Here is a 23,733-nt window from a genome sequence, read left to right as displayed (position 1 = left end):
TCCAGAGCATCACTTTCAACATGCCAGCGAGCAAGGCGTGAAAGTTGCCAGTAAATTAGAGTCTTCATTTCAAAATACTTGCTGCTTATCAGTAGGGACTATTACTGGGGCGACTGGTATCCAGCTTGTGTCTTAAGAATCGGTTTTCTGGGCAAACTTTTTCGTTAATTGTCGAACAAGGGCCGATAGAAGATAGATCTGCACCTGGATTTTTTAGCTGTTTTGTGTTGAACAAATCAACTACCGTACCTTGGTTTTGATCCTCTTTTATTGGTTAATTATATGTATATGTGACATGGAAAATTTCCATCTCCAGTATCCACTTTAGATTTTCTTCAATAAAAAGTAAGTTCAAAGTAGTTAATAAAATTATCACTAGTTATAGTGAGATAATTCAGTTAAATTATCATCGAATTTAGAATAGAATTGAAGTAAATCAATGTGTAGGAAAATTATTAGGAGGTTAGTATGGCCATACCGGCATATATATGGTTGCAAGATGATGGTGGTGCAGACATTAAGGGATCTGTCGATGTACAAAATCGCGAGGGTAGCATTGAAATCCTGAGTTTTAACCATAGTCTATATATTCCCACTGATAGTAGTACAGGAAAACTAACGGGTACCAGAGTACATGGTTCAATGAGTTTCGAAAAAGAATTTGATCGGGCATCTCCATACCTTTATAAAGCTGTTGCCACTGGACAGACGTTACAATCTGCCAATATCAAATGGTACAGAATAGACAATGCAGGTCAGGAAGAGGAGTATTTCCATATCCTTATGAGCGGAGTGAAAATTGTTTCAATTTCTCCAGTAATGCATAATATAAAAGATCCATCTTATCAACATCTTAATCATCTAGAATCCGTTGAAATCAGATACGAGAAAATTACGTGGAAATACCTTGACGGTAACATCATTTACTCTGATTCGTGGAAAGAGCGCTAAGAAATAACGCCGGAATATCCGGCATTTTACCGAAGTCTATTAAAGATCCGACTGGCGATTTTGTGTATAATTAGAGCTATCATTAAGAGTGCAAAGATGTCTATAAACAATTCAATCCAGCTATCCTCGTAATTTCCTCCTAACCAACCCAAATTTATCCTATTCAGGAAACGTTCTACCACACGATACACCTGATAAACAGCCAAGTTTAACGGAGTAATGAGCCGGAACGCTAGCAGTGCGATCAACAGGCATAGTAAATAACCAAAAAAGCTAAGAAACTTTACACGCACCAAAATTTGTATTCCCCGTAACATCAACTCTATCGTATGCCATCAATGAGCTGCCCGGTACTTTAAACTTATGGGTACGGAGCAGAGCGTTTCGTACGATATTAAAGTCAGAAACACGATAAAAGGTGATACATCCCCAAGACTCGCCGCTACCATTCGGACGCAATGGATGAAGACGAAATGCTCCGCGTCGAACACCGTTCACGAATATATAATCATTCATTGTCTGAAAACTATATAACCCAAACCATTGAGAATGATTAGTACCATGAATCATATCAAGAGCTGTGCCTCTGACTTGGTTCGCTATGCTACCAACCGGACGATCAACAATCCAATACTGACCTGGAGGAATTGCTGATTTCTCAATGTAAGAACATTCAGACTTGTTGACGTATGGATCTTGACCAGAGAAAACGTCAAATATACCAACGCCATAACAATGAAATTTAGCCTTTCGTCCATTATCGGACAGGTCGTTATAATTCATCCTACAAATTTGCATGGTTATTCCCATATAATATATCTGCGAGTTGTATTCCAACCCGCAATTGATTAAATTACTATTTTTTCCATAGCGTATGTTTTCGTATGGTTGGACTTCAACGCTATCATAAAGTTCACTTTTTTCTAGAAAACCTCATATTAAATCAAACCACACATTACCAATCTTGCTAATCATTTTATCGGGGCTGTAATCCAGAACCGCCGAAATTTCCGTCATCCTTTCGAAGGAAAAGATGGCACATTCCCAAGGTCACTTGTATGATAAGTACCTCACCAGAATTAGGAATTTTGTTATGTCGTTTCGTGAAGTACTGATTGTTGGTTGGCAGTACCTGAGAGCATTTGTTCTGATTTATTTATGTTTGCTGACAGGTAATGCCATTTCTTCCCTACTACCCATCATTATTCCCGGCAGTATTATCGGTATGTTGATCTTGTTCGTTTTATTAGCTTTCCAGCTAATTCCTGCTCATTGGGCAAAACCAGGCTGTAGCCTGTTACTAAAAAATATGACCTTGCTGTTTCTGCCTATTGGCGTAGGCGTAATGAATTATTACGATCAACTCAGCCAACAGATAATTCCGATTGTTTTTTCATGCCTGATCAGTACTGCAATTGTTATGATTATCGTTGCTTACAGTTCCCACTATGTTCATCATGAACGTCCAATTATAGGCTCCACATCAGAAATTAAGAGTAAACAACAGAAACAAGAGAAACAAGAGAAACAAGAGAAATAAAAATGTTAAGTCATATTTGGTGGTCACTACCATTAACATTGATTGTATTTTACACCGCAAGAAAACTTTCACTACGATGCAAAATTCCCATTCTGAACCCCTTATTGGTTTCTATCGCCGTCCTTATTCCAATATTATTAATAACCCACACGCCTTATGAACACTATTTTGCCGGCAGCCAAATTCTAAATGATCTACTCCAGCCCGCCGTAGTTGCGTTGGCATTTCCTCTATATGAGCAGATACACCAGATCCGAGCCCAATGGAAGTCCATTATTAGCATCTGTTTTATCGGTAGTATTGTCGCTATGGTGACAGGCACTGCTATTGCCTTGTGGATGGGCGCCACGCCTGAAATGGCCGCTTCGATATTGCCTAAATCTGTCACAACACCAATAGCAATGGCAGTAGCAGACGCCATTGGCGGTATTCCTGCAATCAGTGCTGCTTGTGTCATTTTTGTCGGCATTCTCGGCGCAATATTTGGTCATAACCTGTTTGATCTTTTACAGGTAAAAACCAAAGCATCCCGCGGCTTAGCAATGGGAACGGCATCACATGCTTTGGGTACCGCCCGCTGTGCAGAGGTCAATTTCGTTGAAGGCGCATACAGCTCATTGGCATTGATGACCTGCGGTATCATTACTTCACTAACAGCCCCTTTTGTATTCCCGGTGCTGCTATACCTATTTAGCTAGTATATCTGTTAGGAAATTTGATAATAATCGCTCGATTATCAACTTCAATTACATAATTCTCATCATCTATATGATATTTATCACATTACAAATCTCATCAGACAACTTAGAATGATCTCAAGTTAATTCGGAGATCACGCTATGCAAGCTCGTTTTCACCCTATATGGGTACAGCTGCCATCTAAACTACAGGATGCACTTTTACCTTACGCAGGAAACGATGACTTTCCTGCCATGCTCACTGCTGAACAGGCTAAATCTATTAAGAAAGCCTGCGGTTTTGACGATAACACCTTGGCTGTCGCCCTGTTGCCCCTCGCAACGGCATGTTCCCTGACACCAATATCACATTTTAATGTTGGTGCGATTGCCCGCGGTGAAAGCGGAAACCTCTATTTTGGCGCTAATATGGAATTTGCGGGCGTACCACTACAGCAAACGATTCATGCTGAACAATGTGCGATTACCCACGCTTGGTTATTAGGCGAGAAAAGACTGGCATCTGTTACTGTGAATTACTCTCCGTGCGGCCATTGCCGCCAATTTATGAATGAACTTAATAGTGGCACCCAATTAGAGATTCATCTGCCAAAACAGGCACCTTCAACATTAGATCACTATCTGCCAGATTCTTTTGGTCCAAATGATCTGGGCATCACAACTTTGTTGATGGACCCGGTCAATCATGGCTATAAACTAGAAACGACGGATAAATTAGTACTAACGGCATTAGATGCAGCAAACCAGAGCTATGCCCCATACAGTAATTCCTACAGCGGTACCGCACTTCTGGGAAAAGATGGAAGAATTTATCCTGGGCGTTATGCAGAAAATGCCGCATTTAACCCAAGCTTGCCCCCATTACAAGCAGCGCTGATTCTGATGAACATTTCTGGTGGTGATTGCCTGGCTATCGAAAGAGCGGTGTTAGTTGAGGGAAAACACAGTGATTTATCCCAACGGAGTGCGACTCAATCTATACTTGCTGCGCTCGGTTGCAGCAAATTTGATTACTACACTTTCTAAGTTCAGTGGAAAATTCATTTTTCCCTCTATGCAGATAGAGGGTTTTCCGCTGTAAAAAATAATTACCGTAACATTTTATTATCTAACTCTGGATGTTATCTCTCATTTTTACTCATAATACCTCTAATTAAGTAACATTTACTGTACATATTTTTCCTATCTCTTAGGATCTGTAGCGACCTTTTATCCATTTAGTTCAAAGAGTAAGATTCATGGAACTGGAACACGAAAGTAAACGTCCACTATACATTCCCTATGCTGGCCCAATTCTGTTGGAATTCCCCCTGCTGAATAAAGGCAGCGCTTTTACTAAGGAAGAACGCAGCAACTTTAATCTTTACGGTTTATTACCGGAAGCGGTCGAAACCATCGAAGAACAAGCTGAACGTGCCTATCGGCAGTATCTTGATTTCAAAAATGATGCAGATAAGCACATTTACCTGCGAAATATTCAGGACACTAACGAAACCCTGTTCTACCGCCTGCTGGATGCGCATTTGAACGAAATGATGCCGATCATCTATACCCCAACCGTCGGTGAAGCTTGTGAGCACTTTTCCGATATTTACCGCCGTGCCCGTGGCCTGTTCATCTCATATCCAAACAAAGCACATATTGATGACATGCTGCAAAATGCGACCAAACAAAATGTAAAAGTCATCGTTGTTACCGATGGTGAACGTATCCTCGGTTTGGGTGACCAAGGCATTGGCGGAATGGGTATTCCTATCGGTAAGCTCTCCTTGTATACCTCCTGCGGTGGCATCAGCCCGGCTTATACACTGCCAGTCGTCCTGGATGTAGGCACCAACAACCCACAACGCCTAAATGACCCGTTATATATGGGCTGGCGTCACCCGCGTATCACCGGTGAAGAATATGATGAATTCGTAGACAAATTTATTCAGGCTGTTAAACGACGCTGGCCAAATGTGCTGCTGCAATTTGAAGATTTCGCACAAAAAAATGCTATGCCTCTTCTTAATCGCTATCGCCACGAGATTTGTTGCTTTAATGATGATATTCAGGGAACTGCCGCCGTTACGTTAGGTAGCTTAATTGCCGCCAGTCGCGCGGCGGGCCGTCAATTGAAAGATCAAACGGTCACCTTCCTCGGCGCAGGTTCCGCTGGTTGCGGCATTGCAGAACAGATCGTCGCCCAGATGAAATCAGAAGGTTTAAGTGAAGAACAGGCTCGTGCCCGTATTTTCATGGTTGACCGTTTCGGTTTATTAACAGACAAACTGCCAAATCTATTGGATTTCCAGAACAAGCTGGTGCAGAAAAGCGACTCATTAGCTAAATGGGATGTAAACAGCGATTCAATCTCGCTGCTCGATGTTGTCCGTAATGCTAAACCGACAGTATTGATTGGTGTTTCAGGTCAGGCAGGTTTGTTTACAGAAGAGATCATCCGTGAGATGCATAAACATTGTGAACGTCCAATCGTCATGCCATTATCGAATCCAACTTCCCGTGTTGAAGCCCGTCCCGAAGATATCATCAACTGGACGGATGGTGCCGCCCTGGTTGCAACAGGTAGTCCATTTAATCCGGTAAAATATAAAGATCAGGAGTATCCAATAGCGCAATGTAACAATGCCTATATCTTCCCCGGCATTGGCTTGGGTGTCATTGCATCGGGGGCCAAACTGGTTACTGACGGTATGTTGATGGCAGCAAGCCGAACATTGGCGGATTGCTCACCCTTAGCCCAAGAGGGTCAAGGTCCGTTACTGCCACTTATCAATGATATTCAGGAAGTGTCACGCAAAATTGCTAAACAAGTCGCCAAAGAAGCACAAATACAGGGCGTTGCCACTGTGACCTCAGATGGAGCACTGGATGAAGCGATTGAACGCAACTTCTGGAAACCTGAATACCGCGTGTACAAACGTACTTCATTCTGATTTTTATCATTAAAAATACGTAAAAAGCTTGTTAGTTCTCTTTTACTATCAAGCTTTTTTCTTACAGAGAAAACTTGCTTCGAAATTTCAGGTAAAGTAGCCTTTAACAAATTCAGTCATTAATGTGTATAAGGCAAAAGCATGTGGAAGCGCCTGATAACTAGTCTGTTATTCGTCATAGGGATGCTGATACTGACAGCTATTGCACTTGACCGCTGGATTAGTTGGAAAACAGCCCCCTATGTCTTTGATGATCTCAAACAACTTCCTGAACGTGAAGTGGGTATAGTACTTGGTACTGCTAAATATTACCTCTCTGGTGCGCCAAATCAGTACTATATGTACCGTATTCAGGGAGCCATTAATGCTTATAACAGCGACAAAATCAAATATTTGTTACTGAGTGGTGACAATGCTCAGCAAAGTTATAACGAACCCGTCACTATGCGCAGAGATTTGCTAAAAGCGGGTATTCCTACTGCAAATATCGTACTGGATTTTGCTGGTTTCAGAACCCTTGACTCAATAGTCAGAACCCGGAAAGTTTTTAACACTAATGATTTCACAATTATCACCCAACGATTTCATTGCGAACGAGCCCTGTTTATCGCTATGCATATGGGAATTGATGCTCAGTGTTATGCGGTTTCCACACCCAAAAATATGATTACCGTTCGATTACGCGAAATCATTGCCCGCCTTGGTGCCCTGACTGATCTTTATATTCTGAAACGTGAACCTCGTTTCTTGGGCCCGTTGATCCCTATTCCTGCTCCGTATAAGGTACCAAAAGGTATGACTGATTACCCCGCCGTAACCCCTGAAGAATTACGGTCAATGGATAAAACCCAGTTTAAGCCGACCGGGCCAACACCGCCGTGATATCACGCCACCGCTGTTCTACTGGACCTTGCGGGTGACAACGTAACCACCAGCATGAAAAAAGAATATTCACTGCCCAAATGGGAAGAATAAATGCAAGCAATTCCAAACGGCTAAATTGACCAAAAAACCCAAGGTTATAAAACAGCAGGGTGCAGATTAAGGTTTGTAGCAAGTAATTACTCATCGCCATTCGCCCAACCTGATTGAGCCAGTAATTAATTCGCCAGCATGAAATGACCGGCCAGAAACCATATATTAAAGCCATATACCCCAGTGCCTGAAATGGCGTTACCAACTCAGCAAGGATATAACCGACAATACCAGACCAAAAGTAATCCCAATTATGGGTATATTGGAACACCACAGAGAATATCTGAACAGCAATACTGAGCGGTATCAGCACCAGAGCCACATTTCGATAATGGCTTACTGAAAATTCCCCTTTTAGCCAACCATTACGCATTAATCCAGCACCACATGACATAATACCGATAAGCTGCCAGCCATACTGAACAAACAGCATGACCATCATCAACATGATCTGATTGAAACGCTCTTTTGCTGCCAGCCATCCACCAGACGTTTTCCAATATGTTTCGTATAACATTTGGAATTCCGTCGATTGCCAAGAAACATTATTAGATTCGCCGCTGGAAAAAAAGCCGAGAATAAACAATAGCACTAATCCGATCAGATAAAAAATAGCGCCTTTCATAAATAACCGGTTACTGGCGCTATTTTGGCTAATCAATTGAAAGCTGAAAAAACCTGCCAAACTATAAGAGAGCAAAATATCGCCATCCCAGAGTAGGATGCCATGTCCCATTCCAATTAGAGCAAGTATGGTTAATCGTGGATAATTCCAGATTTTGCCCCTTGGTAATAGTAGCTCCAATGCCGCACCAAATAAGAAGGCCAAAATACACAGGAACTTTCCCTGAACAAAGACGCTAAGTACAGACCAGACAATCAAATCAGTTAAAGAAGCTGAACCATTATATGTCGGATTCAAATAAGCAGCGGATGGCAAAGCAAAACCGGAGATATTGAGTAGCAATATCCCCAGTATTGCCAAGCCACGAATGCTATCCAGTGAATTAATTCTCTGGCAAGCCATTCTTATATCCCAGTGTAAAAATTACACATGGCGAATTGTGCGTAAAAACTCTTGACGAGTATTTTGGCTAGATTTAAACAATCCCCCCAAGGAGGTTGTTGTCGTGGTACTGGTTGCATCACGGATGCCCCGTGCTTTCACACAGTAATGAACCGCATCAATCGATACGGCAACACTATTGGTACCAAGGAGTGTCTGTAATGCAATCAAGATCTGCTGGGTCAGACGCTCCTGAACCTGTGGACGTTGAGAAAAAAATTGCACAATACGGTTAATTTTAGACAACCCAATCACTTTATCTTTTGGAATATAGGCAACCGTCGCCTTGCCATCAATGGTCACGAAATGGTGTTCGCAGGTGCTGGTGAGTGTGATATCACGAACGGTCACCATTTCGTCCACTTTCATTTTATTTTCTATCAATGTGATTTTCGGGAAATTGCGATAGTCCAATCCTGAAAAAACCTCATCGACATACATTTTCGCAATACGACCTGGGGTTTCTGCCAAACTGTCATCACGCAAATCAAGATTCAACAGTTTCATAACTTCCGTCATATGCTCCTCAATCCGCGCTTTGCGCACTTCCGGCACCAATGCCTGACCACGCAAAGGCGTTTCAAGACCACGAGCTTCCAGCGCCGAATGCACAAGCTCAGCTTCTTTACTTAAGGATGACATTATTTTCTCCAAAGACATTACTTTCCATCATCTGGCGGGTAGTCAATTGATGTTCGAGTCATAAGTACCATCACTGAAACAATCACGACTAACAGGTAACTATTGCACACACTGTAAATGAGCACGTGGTGATTATCCAGTGATTGCTTTTCATAATTATACCCGTCATCTTTCAAGTTGCCTCTTTGTTGGCTGCACTCACTCACCCCGGTCACATAGTTTATCTATGCTCCCGGGGATTCGCTCCCTTGCCGTCGCGATGCATCTTGAAATCCATAAGGTATATATGAATTTTTTACACACGCACTTCTCTGGTCGGTTTATTCCTGTTACAAACCAACAACCCGGCAATGACCAAGGTAATCAATGCAACATATAATGCTGGCTCCAATCTCCCGGTTATTGCGGTAGAAACCGCTGACAACATCGGCCCAATAAGCTGCCCGACAGCATATCCGGTGGTTAATAACCCAGCCATATAACGGCTATGTTCTGGCGCTAATTCACGCCCATACTGAAACCCCATTTGCACCACACACATAAAACCACCACCAACCAACAAAGAGCTTAATGCCAGACTACCTATTCCCGGAATGATCTCAGCGATAAGAATGCCCACAGCCTGAATCCATAAAGTGATCGCAAGTCGGATTTGCGTTGTCAGCATATGGCGGGTCAGAATAGCAAAACCGATGCCGATGACTGCGGCACCACCAAATATTGGCCAGACAAACTGTGCAAACAAGCTGCCAGGGAAACGATCACTTGCCATTTGTGAAAGAAAAGTCGCAGGTAAAATATAACCAAAGCCGGCTAAGCTGTAGCCCCATACCAGCCGCTTAATTGCAGGTGTCAAAGTCAGTTTCTTCACCTCAGCCTGTGAACGGTGTAACTCACCACTACGGGGCAAATGCCGACTAATATAGATACTGCAAATCAGCGCCAAAATGCCATACAACATCCATGCTTCGGAAGCACTCACTTGCCATGCTTGAATACCGATAGCAAGGATACCAGTAACGAATATCCCGACTCCCGGCCCCGCAAATATGGCAGCACTCAACGCAGGACGATTCAATTTAGCCAACTGTTCATTGGCCCATGATGTTACTAGCACCAATGTCCAACCACTTGCCCAACCAATAAAAAAACGGGCGATACTGTGCAATATCGCCCCATACAATAGTGCAGAGAGCAATGTGATAATCACTGCTCCCCATAATCCGGCCCAAAGCCGATATTCAATCAAACGGCGCGCCCGCATTGCATCATAGGAGCCGGCCAGATATCCCAAATAGTTAAAAGCCGCAACAATACCGGCCCCAGTCAGACTAAACTGGAATTCTGCGATCATTAAAGGTACTTGAGGAGTGAAAGCAGTACGCCCAATTCCCATAGCGACGACTAGCGCCAAAAATCCACTCATTGCGATATGAAAAGCTAGGTAGCGGTGACTTTGTTGAGGAGACATTGAATTGTTCATAGCCATAAGATATTATTTTTTAATTTATTTCTCACAATCCAAAACAGAAATCAAATACAATACACACTTTTAATTAACAAAATTCCCAGAAAAACGTAAATTATTTCTACCCATAAATAAAAAATCAGTAAGCAATTAATTACAGTATCTGGAATGTCAGCATATATGAATTTTCTTACTCTGCGCCGCTTATTTATTTTTACCTCTAATAAGTTACCTCCACTAAGGCTAAATCGAGTTTTACAACACAACATTAGCTTAATTAGTCAGGCTTCCACACAATAATGCCAAAACGGTACTAACAAACCTGTCTATAAGAGATATGATTCATCATGTTATGTACAAATATTAATAAGGAGCATTGTTATGTATAAAGTATTTCAAGGTAAGACAGCCATTGTAACCGGTGGTGGAACCGGTATAGGACGGGCTATCAGTATTATGCTGGCGAAACAAGGTGCTGCGGTCGCAGTGATCTATTCACAAAGTGAACTTGAAGCGCGGGAAACAACAGAAGCCATTATCAAGGATGGGGGGCAAGCTATCGCGATAAAAGCGGATGTTGCCGACGAATCGGCTGTGCAGGCGATGATAAACACTGTCGTGGAAAAGTTTAGCGGGATCGACTATCTGGTAAATAACGCGGCGACAACCAGACAACTTCAATTTGAAGATCTTGATGCCATATCTAGCGATATTTGGGATACCATTATTGATGTTAATGTGAAAGGCACATTTCATTGTTGCCGGTATGCCGCGCCTTATCTTAAAGCAAGAACAGGGAGTGCTATCGTGAATGTCGGTAGTATCGCCGGCGAAACAGGCCTAGGTTCTTGTATCCCCTATGCCACTTCCAAATCAGCGGTTCACGGACTAACAAGATCCTTAGCTCGGGCACTGGCTCCATCGGTCAGGGTTAACTGCGTAGCGCCAGGCGCCGTTGAAACCAGATGGTGGAAAGGGAAAGAAGAGAAAATGCATACGCTTTGCACTTATTTGCCCTTAGAAAGAATTTCAACGCCAGAAGATGTTGCAGAAATAACCTTAATGTTGTTAAAAGCAGAATCGATGACAGGACAAGTCATAACCGTTGACAGTGGTCAAACCTTATAATCTCTTGTCCGCTTTGTGACCTGGCTATGACAACAGCAGATTCCCTGACGCCAGGTTAATCGTGATGTTCTGCATATTTATCACATGTTGCGGCGCTTTGGACCACCGAGACCAATATCGCCGCATTTATGAAACATAGGATACTCATCAAAGCCAAATATCACTCACACATAGGATGATCTCTGCCATAATGCCTAATGAAAAACCTTATCTGGGAGCATCATTATGGATCACTGTCACACCTCTGGATTGATCTCTTTGCAGCAGGCGTTGGAAAAACTTGTGACGCAAGTTACACCACTGACTGACACAGAAACCGTCAACCTCCCGCAAACATCAGGACGCATTACTGCAACAAATATTATTTCTCCTATCAATGTGCCGCCTTTTGCTAACTCAGCAATGGATGGTTATGCCGTACGCTATACGGATTTAAATAGCTGTAAACCACTACCTCTGGCAGGAAAAGCACTAGCAGGCGCACCTTTTCAAGGAGAATGGCCGGTTGCAACTTGTATCCGCATTATGACTGGCGCACCTATTCCCACAGGCGCTGATACGGTCATTATGCAAGAACACGCAGAGATTACTGATGATGGCATTGTCTTCACTCAGCCAGCCAAGCAAGGCCAGAATATCCGTCTGGCCGGCGAAGATATTACTGAAGGTGCGGTGGTACTACCGGCAGGCAGCAAATTATCCACCGCTCAGTTACCGCTAATTGCATCTTTAGGCATCACCGACGTTGAAGTCGTTCGCAAATTAAAAGTCGCCATTTTCTCGACCGGTGATGAGCTACAAGCTATCGGTCACCCACTGAAGGAAGGCCAAATTTATGATACCAACCGTCTTGCCGTTCGACTCATGCTGGAAAAACTGGATTGCGATGTTATTGATTTAGGGGTTATTGCAGACAATCCCCAAGCTTTACGCCATGTTTTTGGTGAAGCAGATCAACAAGCTGATTTAGTTATCAGCAGTGGTGGTGTTTCTGTGGGTGAAGCAGACTACACCAAGCAGATACTGGATGAATTAGGCGAAATCTGTTTCTGGAAACTGGCAATTAAACCGGGTAAACCCTTCGCTTTTGGCAAACTAAAAAACGCCTGGTTCTGTGGTTTGCCCGGTAATCCAGTTTCAGCCGTTCTCACTTTCTATCAATTAGTTCAACCTTTAATCGCTCGTCTATCCGGTTTTACAGCATGGCAACCCCCTATGCGTATGCGCGCCAAGGTCACCACGCCATTGAAAAAGACGCCGGGGAGAATGGATTTCCAACGAGGTATTGCTTCGGTGAATGAACAAGGTCAATTAGAAGTCTGTACGACAGGGCATCAAGGCTCTCATATATTTAGTTCATTCAGTCAGGGGAACTGCTTCATTGTTCTGGAACGTGAACGTGGGCGGGTAGAAATTGGTGAAAATGTTGAAATCGAATTGTTCAATCACTTACTGAAAAATGAATAATGACCATTGAACTAACAGACACAGAAACCCTACGCTATAACCGTCAGATTGTTCTACGCGGGTTTGATTTTGACGGTCAGGAAAAATTGAAATCTTCGGCGATCCTGATAGTCGGTGCCGGTGGTTTAGGTTGCGCAGCATCCCAATATTTGACCGCGGCAGGTGTGGGAACAATAACACTACTGGATTTTGATACTGTTTCTCTCTCGAACCTGCAACGGCAGATCCTGCATCGAGATGAACGTATCGGCATGGCTAAGGTGCATTCAGCCCAATTGACGCTCCGGGCAATAAACCCACATGTCACGATTAAAACCGTTAATGGATTACTGGAAGATCAGGCGCTAGATGAACTTATCAGCCAGAATGATGTTGTCTTAGATTGTACTGATAATGTGGCAATCCGCGAACAACTGAACCGCTTGTGTCTGACAAGGAAAACGCCTCTGGTTTCTGGTGCCGCTATTCGCATGGAAGGACAACTCACTACATTTACTTATCAGCCAAATGCCCCCTGCTACCGTTGCCTGAGCAGACTGTTTGGCGAAAACAATTTGACGTGCGTAGAAGCGGGAGTTATGGCGCCATTGGTCGGCACCATCGGTACATTACAAGCAATGGAAACCATCAAACTCCTTACTGGATACGGCAAAGTCAGCAGCGGAAAGGTTTTACTGTTTGATGCAATGACGATGCAATTTCGTGATATTAAATTACTTAAAGATCCCAATTGCGAGGTGTGCAACAGTTAATCTATTTACCGATAGAAATAACACGCAATAGAAATAACAAGCAATAGAAAGAACACGCCCCGGTTATCTCAACTAGGGCGATTTATGCCACAAGATTATTACTCAACAATTCCTTGGCTTCTCAAATACTCATCATAAGTACCTTTGAAATCAATGACTTTATCAGATTTAATTTCCATAACTCGGCTTGCCAATGAGCTAACAAACTCCCGATCATGAGAAACAAATATCAAAGTACCTTTATACAATTCAAGCGCGAGGTTCAGGGATTCAATGGATTCCATATCCAAGTGGTTTGTTGGTTCATCCATTATCAGAATATTTGGCTGTTGCATCATCAACTTACCAAATAGCATCCGCCCTTTTTCGCCACCCGATAATACTTTGACTTTTTTCTTAATGTCATCTTGGCTGAACAACAAACGGCCTAATACGCTACGAACAGCTTGTTCATCATCCCCTTCTCTCTTCCATTGACTCATCCAGTCAAAAACCGTCAGATCACAGTCAAAATCACTGGCATGATCCTGAGCATAGTAACCAATGCTACTATTTTCAGACCATTTAACTGTGCCACTGGTTGGCTCTGTTTCACCAACGAGCGTTTTCAAGAAAGTTGTTTTACCAATACCGTTAGCACCAATAACAGCGAGTTTCTCACCAACTTCCAGCAAGAGATTAAGATTTTTAAACAGAGGATCATTGTCATAACCTTTAGTTAAACCTTCTATTTCCAGAGCATTACGGAATAATTTCTTATCCTGCTCAAAACGGATATAAGGATTCTGACGGCTGGATGCCTTAACTTCTCCCAACTGGATTTTATCAATCTGACGAGCACGGGAAGTCGCCTGTTTTGATTTGGAGGCATTAGCGCTGAAACGGCTGACAAAAGACTGTAACTCCGCAATCTGTGCTTTCTTCTTCGCATTATCCGCGAGCAGACGTTCACGGGCCTGAGTGGCGGCAACCATATATTCATCATAATTACCGGGGAACAGACGTAATTCACCGTAATCGAGATCGGCCATATGAGTACAAACCGTATTCAGGAAGTGGCGATCATGGGAAATAATGATCATAGTGCTATTTCGTTCATTCAGTATCTGCTCTAACCAACGAATCGTATCAATATCCAAGTTATTCGTCGGTTCATCCAATAACAGAACATCAGGATTAGAAAACAGCGCTTGAGCCAGCAATACCCGCAATTTCCAGCCTGGTGCCACTTCGCTCATCAAACCGTAATGCTGTTCTACTGGAATACCCACGCCTAGCAACAACTCTCCGGCTCGCGCTTCGGCACTATAACCATCCATCTCGCCATAAGCGACTTCCAGATCCGCAACGCGATAGCCATCCTCTTCACTCATTTCTGCCATTGCATAGATGCGGTCACGCTCCTGCTTTACCTGCCACAGTTCCGTGTGCCCCATAATCACGGTATCCAACACCGTGAACTCTTCAAAAGCAAACTGATCCTGACGCAGTTTACCAATACGCTCATTGGGATCGGTGCTGACATTGCCGACAGAGGGTGTCAGATCACCTCCCAGAATTTTCATAAAAGTGGATTTACCGGAACCATTAGCGCCAATCAGACCATAACGGTTACCGTTGCCAAACTTGACAGAAATGTTTTCAAACAGGGGCTTACTGCCAAATTGCATGGTGATGTTGTTTGTACTTAACACTGCATTCGCTCTTACATTTAGAAACAAAAGGAAAATCGGAAAAATCGATAGCGGCGCATTATGCCACAATAGTGTTAAGAGATCGCGGAGAGTTTTGAGCGTTATTCGAGCTAATTAACTTATATCGTACTGCAAATTCATTCACTAAAACAGTGTTAAAATTTTAGGAGCAGCCCCGGCATCCCAAGGCGCTCCTCCAACTCAAAGGCTTGCTTGCAAGATCTGACGGCTAATATCTAAAAATAGACTGCTTTGATTTTTTACTTTTAATAAAATAGTAACAAGCTTTCTATTGGTACTCTAAATGACAAAACGATACTGTGATTTAATTTGATGCGGAATGTGCTTTCAAATCAGGCACAAAGAAGAAAATAAGAGAAATCAATATTGGCACATTGCAAATAAACATATTAGGGATTAATGACATTACGTTCACAATAATTTCCTTTTTTACAATTTTTTCATCAAGGATGTAATAGTCCCTATAGTGAATATAATTTCATCTCATTATCCAAATATTTGTTAATCAATAAATCAATAAACTTCCTAGCAAAAATAAAGGCTTATCAAATTAATACGTTTATCGCTATTCAAAATAAATACAATCTATACCCGTCATCTTTCAAGTTGCCTCTTTGTTGGCTGCACTCACTCACCCCGGTCACATAGTTATCTATGCTCCCGGGGATTCGCTCCCTTGCCGTCGCGATCCATCTTGAAATCCATTGGGTATATTGCTAAGTTATACTCATTCAATATTACAACGCATTAACATCTCATCAATATAATGATGAATTAATGTTCAAAAAATAATAAATTATTATTCTCCCGTCATAAAATTGGCGTTCTATTTTTATTTGCCATTATAGCCGTTTTATATATTAGTTATTAAAAAACATAGACATATTTTATCATCTATATCTACGTTTTTAAGTACGAAAATATAATTAACCGGTTGTTATTTTATAATAAAACACAAAGAGCAAAAAAATTGACTTTTATCTGAGAGAAAAGGTATCTTAAAAAACATCGAGACAAAATAAATCTTTTTATCTACACCAATGAATAGATAGTTTGCTTTTAATTTTAATCTTTTAAAATATTAAAATTATCAAAAATAGTAATAAAATGGTGATAACGATAAATAAAAAGACTCAGATATAAAAATTGATTTTTAGGAAACATAAAGAAAAGGAATTCTAATAGGAAGTAAAATAAGCTATCAAATATAGCGAAGAAGGTTGGTTCCACCCCAAGTTATTTTATATAACCATAATAGGCTAAATTAAAATCTTGGAATTTATTAATCATATTTTTAACATCAATCACAAGAGGTAATACTATGTCAGAGATCGAAGCAATCTCCTTAAAAGCACCAATCAGCGTTATTGCAAAAGTAACTAACAAATCAATATATAAACTTAAACTTATTCAGGATTCTATTCGTCTGGATCAAGGTGAGTGGACCACTCTTCCTCCTCAAGTCATTAATAGAAGCAATGATAACACGCCTGGAAAAGCGATTTGGAGAAGTGATTCAAACAGCCTGTTAGGTGGTGTTGCAGGGCGCTGTACCTATGTATTTGTAGATAGTAAAGGCGAAATCTATAGTATCTATGTTACATGGAGTAACCCTTTGATTGGCAGCAGCAGCTACTCAATCTCAACCGATTATTTAGGTGATGATTTACATTTATCCTATACAGCAGATGGCGGTAATAATCCAATAGTAGAATATATGATTGTAAGCTAATATTTAATCATTAGTATTAACAACCATTCCTGTGAGAAGATATTTTAATTAATATCTATACAACAGGAATGGTTTATTTATTTTGATAACTAATATAGTTATACCCTATGGATTTCAAGTGGCCTCTTTGTTGGCTGCACTCGCTCACCCCGGTCACATAGTTACCTATGCTCCCGGGGATTCACTCCCTTGCCGTCGCGATGCATCTTAAAATCCATAGGGTATATGAAATCAAGAATTAACCAGATTGTAGTAAATACCTTCATCACTTGTAATCCCTAAATTATCAACATATTAAAATACAATGTAAATTTATACAGAATTATATACCAATAATGAAATTTAATTTCACTATAACCATATAATATGGTCTAATAAATGAAAAATATTTCGCTAAAATTATATTCTCTAAACCTATTGAGTTATCTGCATTTCACTGCGAAGATTGTCGGCCAAATCACTTGATTTTAATTTGAGGTTTTGCCCGGATGTCTCCTTCCAAGCTCCAAAAGAGTACCTTTCCATTAATACCTGTAATACTGTTACTGCTTGCCATGACATCAATTCAGGGTGGTGCTTCTCTTGCCAAAACGCTGTTTCCGGTCATCGGTGCACCGGGTGTTACCGCACTGCGCCTAGGTCTTGGAACTATCATTCTGTTTATTATTTTTAAACCCTGGCGCTTGCGTTTTAGCCGAAAATCCATCATGCCACTGCTTACCTATGGTATTGCTCTTGGCGCGATGAATTATACATTCTATATGGCACTGACAACTATTCCTTTAGGTATTGCCGTGGCTCTTGAATTCACCGGCCCATTGGCTGTAGCTATGTTCTCATCACGCCGACCAATAGATTTTCTTTGGGTGGCATTGGTTATCGCCGGCTTAGCTTTCCTACTACCCATTGGCAATAATAATATTAATAGTTTAGATCCTATAGGGATTATTTATGCGCTCAGCGCAGGTGTTTGCTGGGCACTGTATATTATTTTCGGCCAACGCGCCGGTGCAGGCCATGGAGCCGCAACGGTGTCTATTGGTTCATTTATCGCTGCTATGATATTTTTCCCTGTCGGTTTGATACAAACGGGGCCAGAATTATTATTTGATATGTCAATTCTCCCTCTGGCACTGGCAATTGCAATTCTGTCTACTGCATTCCCATATACACTGGAAATGATTGCTCTAACCCGTTTACCTGCACAAACATTTGGTACTCTAATGAGCCTTGAACCCGCGCTGGGTGCGCTATCTGGTATTGCGTTTCTGAATGAACATTTAACTATAACGCAATGGCTGGCGCTGTTCTGTATTATTTTTGCCTCCATCGGATCTACATCAACAATAAAAAGAAAGCCTAAAATCACCGAAATCGATTAATCATTTTATTTAATCGAAATAAAATAGAAGCCGGAGGAATAAAGTCATTCTCCGGTTTTTTCATGAATAAAAAACTCATTCACGTCAAAATTACTCAACAGATTTACCTGATAAATTATTATATTTTTTAATATTAATCTAAAAATTTTATGGTCAATATTTTCCTATAAAAATTAACTATTGATTTAATAGGAATAAACTATATGATTTAAGACTAATATCGAGTTACATTCATCTCATCAATGAAAAACTCATTATTAACATCAAGGTAAAATTATTATGGAGACTGCCAAATTAGTCAAAACAAAGACATCCACACTACTTTATATACCCTATGGATTTCAAGATGCATCGCGACGGCAAGGGAGAGAATCCTCGGGAGCATAGATAACTATGTGACCGGGGTGAGCGAGTGCAGCCAACAAAGAGGCAACTTGAAAGATGACGGGTATACTCGTAATGATGTCGATGATGACATTAAGCAGGAAACAATTGAAATTCTAAACCACATGGTGATCCAATTTATTGATCTTTCGCTGCTTACCAAACAAGCACATTGAAGCAAGCGTTGAGCAGTAAAATACATCATAAGATGTCCTCCACACAGACAAATTTCGCCATATCCTTTAAAAATCAGTACAAATTGTCTATAATCCACACTTATTTTCAGAAATAACTTGAGGAAATAACAAAATGGACACCGAAGTAAAAGACAGCAATGGCACCTTACTTAATGATGGCGATTCTGTACAGGTCATCAAAGATCTAAAAGTAAAAGGCACATCAGCAACGTTAAAACGCGGCACTTTGATTAAAAATATCCGTCTTACCCATCGTGACGATGAAATCGAATGTAACGCAGATAAAATCAGAGGGTTAGTATTAAAAACCTGTTTTCTGAAAAAAGTAGGATAAATCGCCTTTTCTATCGATTTTATTTACTAAATTAGCCGAAAACCCTCTCCATGAAGAGGGTATCGCAAAAGGCCGGCATTTTTTGCTAAGTGAAAATAAGCCCACAGAGATATTGCCTGTGGTAGATTCACATAAATAAGTGCAACATCGTTAATCTGGAAGTAAACATGTTCGTATTCCCTTAAATAATTTATTTAAATTAACTTATATACCCTATGGATTTCAAGATGGATCGCGGCGGCAAGGGAGCGAATCCCCGGGAGCATAGATAACTATGTGACCGGGGTGAGCGAGTGCAGCCAACAAAGAGGCAACTTGAAAGATGACGGGTATATTATATCTTTGCCATATCAGCAAAAGACTTCTGCATTTATTGCTCTTTTTTATTGCAATTTATCTCATGATAATAAAACCTTTCTCAATCAAATATTACATGAGGTTTATTATGTCTGTTCCTGCATTTGGATTAGGTACTTTTCGTCTGAAAGATGATGTTGTTATTACATCAGTAAAAAATGCTCTTGAATTGAGATATCGTGCGCTTGATACAGCACAGATTTATGAGAATGAAACCGCGGTAGGGCAAGCCATAGAAGAAAGCGGTGTAGCCCGTGAAGATATCTATATCACGACAAAAATCTGGACAGAAAATTTAAGTAAAGAAAAACTGATACCAAGTCTTAAAGAGAGACTTGGCGTATGTTTAGATTCCATAAGTTCAGTTTCAGCGGCTGCTATTTCTTGTAGTACATGCTAAACTCGGCGGAAATAACGCTTACCTTCTTCGGTTAAGCTAAGCTGACGTGTTGTGCGATTGAGCAGACTCACACCCAGTTTCTTTTCAAGTTTTTTTATAGAACGGCTCACAGCGGAATTTGCTAATTGCAGATGTTCCGCCGCACGACTGAAACTCCCGCTTTCCACTACTGACACGAAAATTGTTAACTCTTCTGAATTTGCCTTCATTATTGCCTTCCTTGCAAAAGAGTATTCATGTCCCCAATTTCTGTCTCTGAAAGAACTTCCGGCTGCTCAATAGGGAAAATGGGCAGCGCTTGCAATAATCTTGGGCCATACCTTTTGCTCAGTAAGCGCCTGTCATAAATCACCACATCACCATAACATTCATGGCTACGAATAAGTCTTCCTACTTGCTGAATCAGGCTAAAAGAAGCACTTGGTAAACTCTGCACTTCAAAAGGATAACGTTTAAGTGATTTCAACCATTCGCCTTCAGTAATAATGACTGGATTATTCACTGGCGGAAATGAGATTTTTTGAATGTGAACTTGGGACAGATAATCCCCCTTTAAATCCAGCCCTTCCGCAAAAGATTGCAATCCAATCAAAACACTACACTGCCCTTCATTGATACGCTGACAATGTGTTTCCACTAACCGATAACGTGGCTGATCCCCTTGCACAAGTAACATCAGACGTAAATCCGTTACATAAGAGAGAAAGATATCCATCGCCCTCTGACTGCTGAACAAAACCAACATGCCTTTATGTTGCTGCCTCAGCAATTGAGCTCTGAAATAACACGCCATCTCTTGCAAATGAGCGGTTTCATTGTGCAGTGTCGGCTCCCATGACATTTTGGGAATAACCAGTTTACCCTGCCGTACATGATCAAAAGGTGATGACAATGCGACAAAACGGTCGCCTGCTTTTTCAGTCAACCCAGTCAACTCCTGAATACGGGAAAAACTATTCAGAGAACGAAGCGTTGCCGATGTCACAACCACATGAGGAATGCTACGCCAAAGCAGTTGATTAAGCTGTTCGCTGACTCTGATACCGGCACAATGGAAATAGAGGTGTGACTGATTTTTCTCATCACGGCGTCTAAGCCATTTTGATACCGGCGCACTGGATGACTCTTCCAACGCCGCTAAACGCCACAGCTTAGTCATATTTTCAAAATATCCAAGCGTACGGCTAGTATGCAAAATAGACCGATGCAATCTGACAATATCCTGTTTAGCCGTCCGCTCAGTCAAATCATTCAGTATCGCTTCTGCCAAACCCCGTAAACCGTCGGTCAATTTAAATAGCTGTTGGCAGCAAAGTAGCAAGTTATCCGGTAATTTACCCATCTCAAACAGATACTCATCTAGTTCATTCTTTTCAGATAAAAACGCCTGAGTGATAATTGCGAGCTCTCTAAAGCATTCCCGTAGTTTTTCACTGTGTTCATTAAGGCGACTGGCATTAGCTAAGCGTGGTGGCTTTGCCGGATGGAATTGCACCAGATATTGCTCAACATGACGAACAAAAGTATCTAATTGACCATTAAGTTGAAACAGAGTGATTTCCCCCTCCACTTCCAGAGAATCCCTGGCAACATCCGGTATATGGTGGCCTTCGTCGAGTACCAATAACAAATTTTTAGCATCAGGGAGTACCGATTCACTCTCCAATGCCGCCATCACTAACGCATGGTTAGCAACCACCACATCGACATTTTCTATCTCACGGCGAGCAATAAAAAATGGGCAACGATGATAATACTGACAGTTACGTCCCAAACAATTTACTTTATCCGTACTCACTTTCCCCCACAAAGCATCGGACAAAGCCAATTTATGGTGATCACGCAACCCATCCCAGGCAAAAGTTGTGTAATCACTACGCAACCGACCACACAATTCCCTCTCTTCACTACTGGCAAGCTCTGTTTTGTCCTCAACCAAAAACATAAGATCGATCTGCTCACTCTCGGTTGCACAGATAGCGTCAAGATTGCGTGGGCAAACATAACGACCACGACCAAAAGCCCCGGTAAATTTCAGATCGGGAATAATTTTACGCAACAGAGGAAGGTCTTTACTGTAAATCTGATCTTGCAAAGCGACATTCGCCGTACTCACGACCAATGGCTTACTTTCCGCTCTGCTGATAGCAATCCCAGGTAGCAGATAAGAAAGGGTTTTGCCGATTCCCGTTGGCGCCTCAATAACCAAATGACGACCTTCCTGATCCGCAAGCGTTTTTGCAACTTCGGCAATCATCTGCCGCTGAGGAACACGAGAAATAAAACCATTAATATGTTGAGGTAATATCTTATACCACTGACTTATCTGATTTTTTATTGAATTGGAAAGTGCCATTGGATTCTCTGCCATACAACCGGAGCGCTATTGTCCCACAGAGCAAAAATGAAATCAGCTTTATGTCGAGGCGACAATCAACTCGTTTGTTAAATTGGTGAGCACCTTGCCAGCTATTCAGAACGCTATATACTGCCTATTTTCTACAACACCTGAGAACAATAATGAAAAAGCTCCTTATCATTTTCATCGCTATCTTTGCATTTGGTTCAATTGGCGGCGTATTCTTGGCGGGCCTTAATATGTACACCCGCTCAACCACACCGGTAGAATCACTAACCAGTCAACAACCAGAAACCACCACAGCGCCGGTACAACAACAATAACGGGCTGTAACACGTAGTGCCTATCCCAATAGGACTATTTTATCTTCGTATCAAGTGAGGGACCCCATGAATAACGCATACTTTGTCACTCCACAATGGCTAAAAGATCATCTTGATGATAAGAATCTCGTCATCCTTGATGCAACCGCCCCACCACCACCTCAACAAATTGATTGCCATCAACTTTGGCTGGATACCCATATTCCCGGCGCCCAATTTTTTGATTTAGACAAAATTGCCAATCATCAAAGTGGATTACCTCACATGCTGCCCGATCCGCAAACTTTTAGTCAGGCTGTTGGCGCAATGGGGATCAGTAAAAATCATTTAGTCGTGATTTATGACCAAGGCAATATGTTCTCTGCCCCTCGTGCATGGTGGACATTTAAAATATTCGGTAGCCACAACGTCCGTATTCTTGATGGCGGTTTACAAGGCTGGCAACAGGCAGGATTGCCAACAGAATCAGGTGAAGTGAAACGCAATCCTCAAATCTTTAGTGCCGATTTTGATGCCGACAAAGTGAAATCACTGGAACAAATTCTGGATGCGCTAAATGATCAACAAATCCAAATTGTCGATGCCAGAGCAACAGACCGCTTCCAAGCTAAAGCGCCAGAACCGCGCCCCGGATTAAGAATGGGCCATATTCCTGGCAGTAAAAACGTTCCGTGGACGATGTTGATAGAGAATGGTCACTTTAAATCAGGAACTGAAATTACCGATATTTTCCATCAGCAAGGCATCGATTTAAACAAACCGGTTATCACCAGTTGTGGATCGGGTATGACTGCTGCCGTTTTAGTATTGGGTTTAGATATCATCGGCAAGAAAGATGTTTATTTATATGATGGATCATGGGCTGAATGGGGAGCAGACAATACCCTGCCACTTGAGAAATAATTAAATACCATAGGGCATATTCAC

The 23,733-nt window shown here is 41.6% G+C and carries 23 protein-coding genes and 3 pseudogenes; 18 read left to right on the top strand and 8 right to left on the bottom strand.

Annotated features, from left to right (window positions below; genetic code table 11):
* Positions 1-125: 125 nt before the first annotated feature.
* Together AAC155_RS24470 and AAC155_RS11090 are read left to right on the top strand one after the other, a co-directional pair.
* Entirely contained in the window at positions 126-260 is a 135-nt protein-coding gene (locus AAC155_RS24470) for a type I-F CRISPR-associated endoribonuclease Cas6/Csy4 (protein ID WP_157852127.1), read from the top strand.
* Positions 261-468: 208 nt separating this feature from the next.
* Positions 469-951 (top strand): Hcp family type VI secretion system effector, encoded by a 483-nt coding sequence (locus tag AAC155_RS11090; RefSeq protein ID WP_058589258.1) that lies wholly within the window; start codon positions 469-471, stop codon positions 949-951.
* Between the two features lie 273 nt (positions 952-1,224).
* Here AAC155_RS11090 and AAC155_RS11085 read toward each other — a convergent pair whose 3' ends face one another.
* Positions 1,225-1,734 carry a DUF2778 domain-containing protein gene (locus tag AAC155_RS11085; RefSeq protein WP_240002835.1) on the bottom strand — a complete coding sequence of 170 codons (510 nt, stop codon included), beginning with the start codon at positions 1,732-1,734 and terminating at the stop codon, positions 1,225-1,227.
* Between the two features lie 310 nt (positions 1,735-2,044).
* Here AAC155_RS11085 and AAC155_RS11080 point away from each other — a divergent pair, with 310 nt between their 5' ends.
* The 5 genes from AAC155_RS11080 to sanA all read left to right on the top strand — a co-directional run bounded on the left by AAC155_RS11080 (position 2,045) and on the right by sanA (position 7,007).
* The gene (locus tag AAC155_RS11080; RefSeq protein ID WP_113042185.1) at positions 2,045-2,491 is read left to right on the top strand and encodes a CidA/LrgA family protein; all 447 of its coding nucleotides are present in this window, start codon (positions 2,045-2,047) and stop codon (positions 2,489-2,491) included.
* Between the two features lie 2 nt (positions 2,492-2,493).
* Complete coding sequence (locus AAC155_RS11075) at positions 2,494-3,189, top strand: CidB/LrgB family autolysis modulator (protein ID WP_112894842.1); 696 nt, start codon at positions 2,494-2,496, stop codon at positions 3,187-3,189.
* Positions 3,190-3,330: 141 nt separating this feature from the next.
* Complete coding sequence (cdd, locus tag AAC155_RS11070) at positions 3,331-4,215, top strand: cytidine deaminase (protein WP_113042184.1); 885 nt, start codon at positions 3,331-3,333, stop codon at positions 4,213-4,215.
* A 212-nt stretch (positions 4,216-4,427) separates the two neighbouring features.
* On the top strand, positions 4,428-6,125 hold the full coding sequence (locus AAC155_RS11065; RefSeq protein ID WP_113042183.1) for an NAD-dependent malic enzyme: 1,698 nt from the start codon (positions 4,428-4,430) through the stop codon (positions 6,123-6,125).
* 141 nt (positions 6,126-6,266) lie between these two features.
* Positions 6,267-7,007, top strand: a complete 741-nt coding sequence (gene sanA, locus AAC155_RS11060) for an outer membrane permeability protein SanA (RefSeq protein WP_113042182.1) — start codon at positions 6,267-6,269, stop codon at positions 7,005-7,007.
* On the opposite strand, the gene yeiB is transcribed toward sanA, so the two are convergent.
* The 4 genes from yeiB to AAC155_RS11040 form a co-directional block, all read right to left on the bottom strand.
* Complete coding sequence (gene yeiB / locus AAC155_RS11055) at positions 6,979-8,127, bottom strand: DUF418 domain-containing protein YeiB (RefSeq protein ID WP_113042181.1); 1,149 nt, start codon at positions 8,125-8,127, stop codon at positions 6,979-6,981. The two genes, sanA and yeiB, sit on opposite strands and share 29 nt — an antisense overlap.
* A gap of 21 nt (positions 8,128-8,148) precedes the next feature.
* Positions 8,149-8,808: a GTP cyclohydrolase I FolE gene (gene folE / locus AAC155_RS11050; RefSeq protein WP_113042180.1), complete on the bottom strand. Its 660-nt coding sequence runs from the start codon at positions 8,806-8,808 to the stop codon at positions 8,149-8,151.
* 17 nt (positions 8,809-8,825) lie between these two features.
* Complete coding sequence (locus AAC155_RS11045; protein ID WP_146748088.1) at positions 8,826-9,023, bottom strand: hypothetical protein; 198 nt, start codon at positions 9,021-9,023, stop codon at positions 8,826-8,828.
* Between the two features lie 80 nt (positions 9,024-9,103).
* Positions 9,104-10,291 carry a YbfB/YjiJ family MFS transporter gene (locus AAC155_RS11040; RefSeq protein ID WP_390904676.1) on the bottom strand — a complete coding sequence of 396 codons (1,188 nt, stop codon included), beginning with the start codon at positions 10,289-10,291 and terminating at the stop codon, positions 9,104-9,106.
* Between the two features lie 366 nt (positions 10,292-10,657).
* Here AAC155_RS11040 and AAC155_RS11035 point away from each other — a divergent pair, with 366 nt between their 5' ends.
* From AAC155_RS11035 to moeB, 3 genes are all read left to right on the top strand, one after another.
* Positions 10,658-11,404 (top strand): SDR family NAD(P)-dependent oxidoreductase, encoded by a 747-nt coding sequence (locus tag AAC155_RS11035; RefSeq protein ID WP_113042178.1) that lies wholly within the window; start codon positions 10,658-10,660, stop codon positions 11,402-11,404.
* A gap of 225 nt (positions 11,405-11,629) precedes the next feature.
* A complete protein-coding gene (gene moeA / locus AAC155_RS11030; protein ID WP_113042177.1) occupies positions 11,630-12,871 on the top strand; it encodes a molybdopterin molybdotransferase MoeA in 1,242 nt (413 codons plus the stop codon).
* On the top strand, positions 12,871-13,623 hold the full coding sequence (gene moeB, locus AAC155_RS11025) for a molybdopterin-synthase adenylyltransferase MoeB (RefSeq protein WP_113042176.1): 753 nt from the start codon (positions 12,871-12,873) through the stop codon (positions 13,621-13,623). The genes moeA and moeB overlap by 1 nt, the downstream gene beginning before the upstream one ends.
* Positions 13,624-13,721: 98 nt before the next feature.
* Here moeB and AAC155_RS11020 read toward each other — a convergent pair whose 3' ends face one another.
* Positions 13,722-15,317 (bottom strand): ABC-F family ATPase, encoded by a 1,596-nt coding sequence (locus tag AAC155_RS11020; protein ID WP_113042175.1) that lies wholly within the window; start codon positions 15,315-15,317, stop codon positions 13,722-13,724.
* 1,342 nt (positions 15,318-16,659) lie between these two features.
* Here AAC155_RS11020 and AAC155_RS11015 point away from each other — a divergent pair.
* The 6 genes and pseudogenes from AAC155_RS11015 to AAC155_RS10990 form a co-directional block, all read left to right on the top strand.
* Positions 16,660-17,070, top strand: coding sequence for a toxin (locus AAC155_RS11015; RefSeq protein WP_113042174.1), 411 nt, complete (start codon positions 16,660-16,662; stop codon positions 17,068-17,070).
* Between the two features lie 488 nt (positions 17,071-17,558).
* A complete protein-coding gene (gene rhtA, locus AAC155_RS11010) occupies positions 17,559-18,452 on the top strand; it encodes a threonine/homoserine exporter RhtA (RefSeq protein ID WP_113042173.1) in 894 nt (297 codons plus the stop codon).
* 404 nt (positions 18,453-18,856) lie between these two features.
* Positions 18,857-19,009, top strand: a pseudogene (locus tag AAC155_RS11005) (DNA starvation/stationary phase protection protein Dps); the annotation flags it as partial.
* Positions 19,010-19,145: 136 nt separating this feature from the next.
* Entirely contained in the window at positions 19,146-19,367 is a 222-nt protein-coding gene (locus tag AAC155_RS11000) for an alkylphosphonate utilization protein (protein WP_112876135.1), read from the top strand.
* A 276-nt stretch (positions 19,368-19,643) separates the two neighbouring features.
* Positions 19,644-19,859 carry a hypothetical protein gene (locus AAC155_RS10995; RefSeq protein ID WP_158536551.1) on the top strand — a complete coding sequence of 72 codons (216 nt, stop codon included), beginning with the start codon at positions 19,644-19,646 and terminating at the stop codon, positions 19,857-19,859.
* Positions 19,813-20,061, top strand: a pseudogene (locus tag AAC155_RS10990) (aldo/keto reductase); the annotation flags it as partial. The gene AAC155_RS10995 and the pseudogene AAC155_RS10990, both read left to right, overlap by 47 nt.
* On the opposite strand, the pseudogene AAC155_RS10985 reads toward AAC155_RS10990, so the two are convergent.
* Together AAC155_RS10985 and dinG are read right to left on the bottom strand one after the other, a co-directional pair.
* Positions 20,043-20,333, bottom strand: a pseudogene (locus AAC155_RS10985) (LysR family transcriptional regulator); the annotation flags it as partial. The pseudogenes AAC155_RS10990 and AAC155_RS10985 overlap by 19 nt on opposite strands.
* Entirely contained in the window at positions 20,333-22,480 is a 2,148-nt protein-coding gene (gene dinG, locus AAC155_RS10980; protein ID WP_113042172.1) for an ATP-dependent DNA helicase DinG, read from the bottom strand. The gene dinG and the pseudogene AAC155_RS10985, both read right to left, overlap by 1 nt.
* 164 nt (positions 22,481-22,644) lie before the next feature.
* Between dinG and AAC155_RS10975 the strand changes: the two genes are divergently transcribed.
* Positions 22,645-22,806 carry a hypothetical protein gene (locus AAC155_RS10975; RefSeq protein WP_191214833.1) on the top strand — a complete coding sequence of 54 codons (162 nt, stop codon included), beginning with the start codon at positions 22,645-22,647 and terminating at the stop codon, positions 22,804-22,806.
* Between the two features lie 66 nt (positions 22,807-22,872).
* Entirely contained in the window at positions 22,873-23,709 is an 837-nt protein-coding gene (gene sseA, locus AAC155_RS10970; RefSeq protein WP_113042171.1) for a 3-mercaptopyruvate sulfurtransferase, read from the top strand.
* Positions 23,710-23,733 lie beyond the last annotated feature (24 nt).

The organism is Photorhabdus sp. HUG-39, from assembly GCF_963878365.1.
Taxonomy (GTDB): domain Bacteria; phylum Pseudomonadota; class Gammaproteobacteria; order Enterobacterales; family Enterobacteriaceae; genus Photorhabdus; species Photorhabdus kayaii.
The sequence above is the reverse complement of the archived record's forward strand: the minus strand, read 5'-3'. Positions and strand labels throughout refer to the sequence as shown.

Bases quoted from the DNA above. Each gene is read 5' to 3' on its own strand.
- AAC155_RS11090 (WP_058589258.1), top strand. From the start codon at position 469: ATGGCCATACCGGCATATATATGGTTGCAAGATGATGGTGGTGCAGAC.
- AAC155_RS11085 (WP_240002835.1), bottom strand. From the start codon at position 1,734: ATGAATTATAACGACCTGTCCGATAATGGACGAAAGGCTAAATTTCAT.
- AAC155_RS11080 (WP_113042185.1), top strand. From the start codon at position 2,045: ATGTCGTTTCGTGAAGTACTGATTGTTGGTTGGCAGTACCTGAGAGCA.
- AAC155_RS11075 (WP_112894842.1), top strand. From the start codon at position 2,494: ATGTTAAGTCATATTTGGTGGTCACTACCATTAACATTGATTGTATTT.
- cdd (WP_113042184.1), top strand. From the start codon at position 3,331: ATGCAAGCTCGTTTTCACCCTATATGGGTACAGCTGCCATCTAAACTA.
- AAC155_RS11065 (WP_113042183.1), top strand. From the start codon at position 4,428: ATGGAACTGGAACACGAAAGTAAACGTCCACTATACATTCCCTATGCT.
- sanA (WP_113042182.1), top strand. From the start codon at position 6,267: ATGTGGAAGCGCCTGATAACTAGTCTGTTATTCGTCATAGGGATGCTG.
- yeiB (WP_113042181.1), bottom strand. From the start codon at position 8,127: ATGGCTTGCCAGAGAATTAATTCACTGGATAGCATTCGTGGCTTGGCA.
- folE (WP_113042180.1), bottom strand. From the start codon at position 8,808: ATGTCATCCTTAAGTAAAGAAGCTGAGCTTGTGCATTCGGCGCTGGAA.
- AAC155_RS11040 (WP_390904676.1), bottom strand. From the start codon at position 10,291: ATGAACAATTCAATGTCTCCTCAACAAAGTCACCGCTACCTAGCTTTT.
- AAC155_RS11035 (WP_113042178.1), top strand. From the start codon at position 10,658: ATGTATAAAGTATTTCAAGGTAAGACAGCCATTGTAACCGGTGGTGGA.
- moeA (WP_113042177.1), top strand. From the start codon at position 11,630: ATGGATCACTGTCACACCTCTGGATTGATCTCTTTGCAGCAGGCGTTG.
- moeB (WP_113042176.1), top strand. From the start codon at position 12,871: ATGACCATTGAACTAACAGACACAGAAACCCTACGCTATAACCGTCAG.
- AAC155_RS11015 (WP_113042174.1), top strand. From the start codon at position 16,660: ATGTCAGAGATCGAAGCAATCTCCTTAAAAGCACCAATCAGCGTTATT.
- rhtA (WP_113042173.1), top strand. From the start codon at position 17,559: ATGTCTCCTTCCAAGCTCCAAAAGAGTACCTTTCCATTAATACCTGTA.
- AAC155_RS11000 (WP_112876135.1), top strand. From the start codon at position 19,146: ATGGACACCGAAGTAAAAGACAGCAATGGCACCTTACTTAATGATGGC.
- dinG (WP_113042172.1), bottom strand. From the start codon at position 22,480: ATGGCACTTTCCAATTCAATAAAAAATCAGATAAGTCAGTGGTATAAG.
- AAC155_RS10975 (WP_191214833.1), top strand. From the start codon at position 22,645: ATGAAAAAGCTCCTTATCATTTTCATCGCTATCTTTGCATTTGGTTCA.
- sseA (WP_113042171.1), top strand. From the start codon at position 22,873: ATGAATAACGCATACTTTGTCACTCCACAATGGCTAAAAGATCATCTT.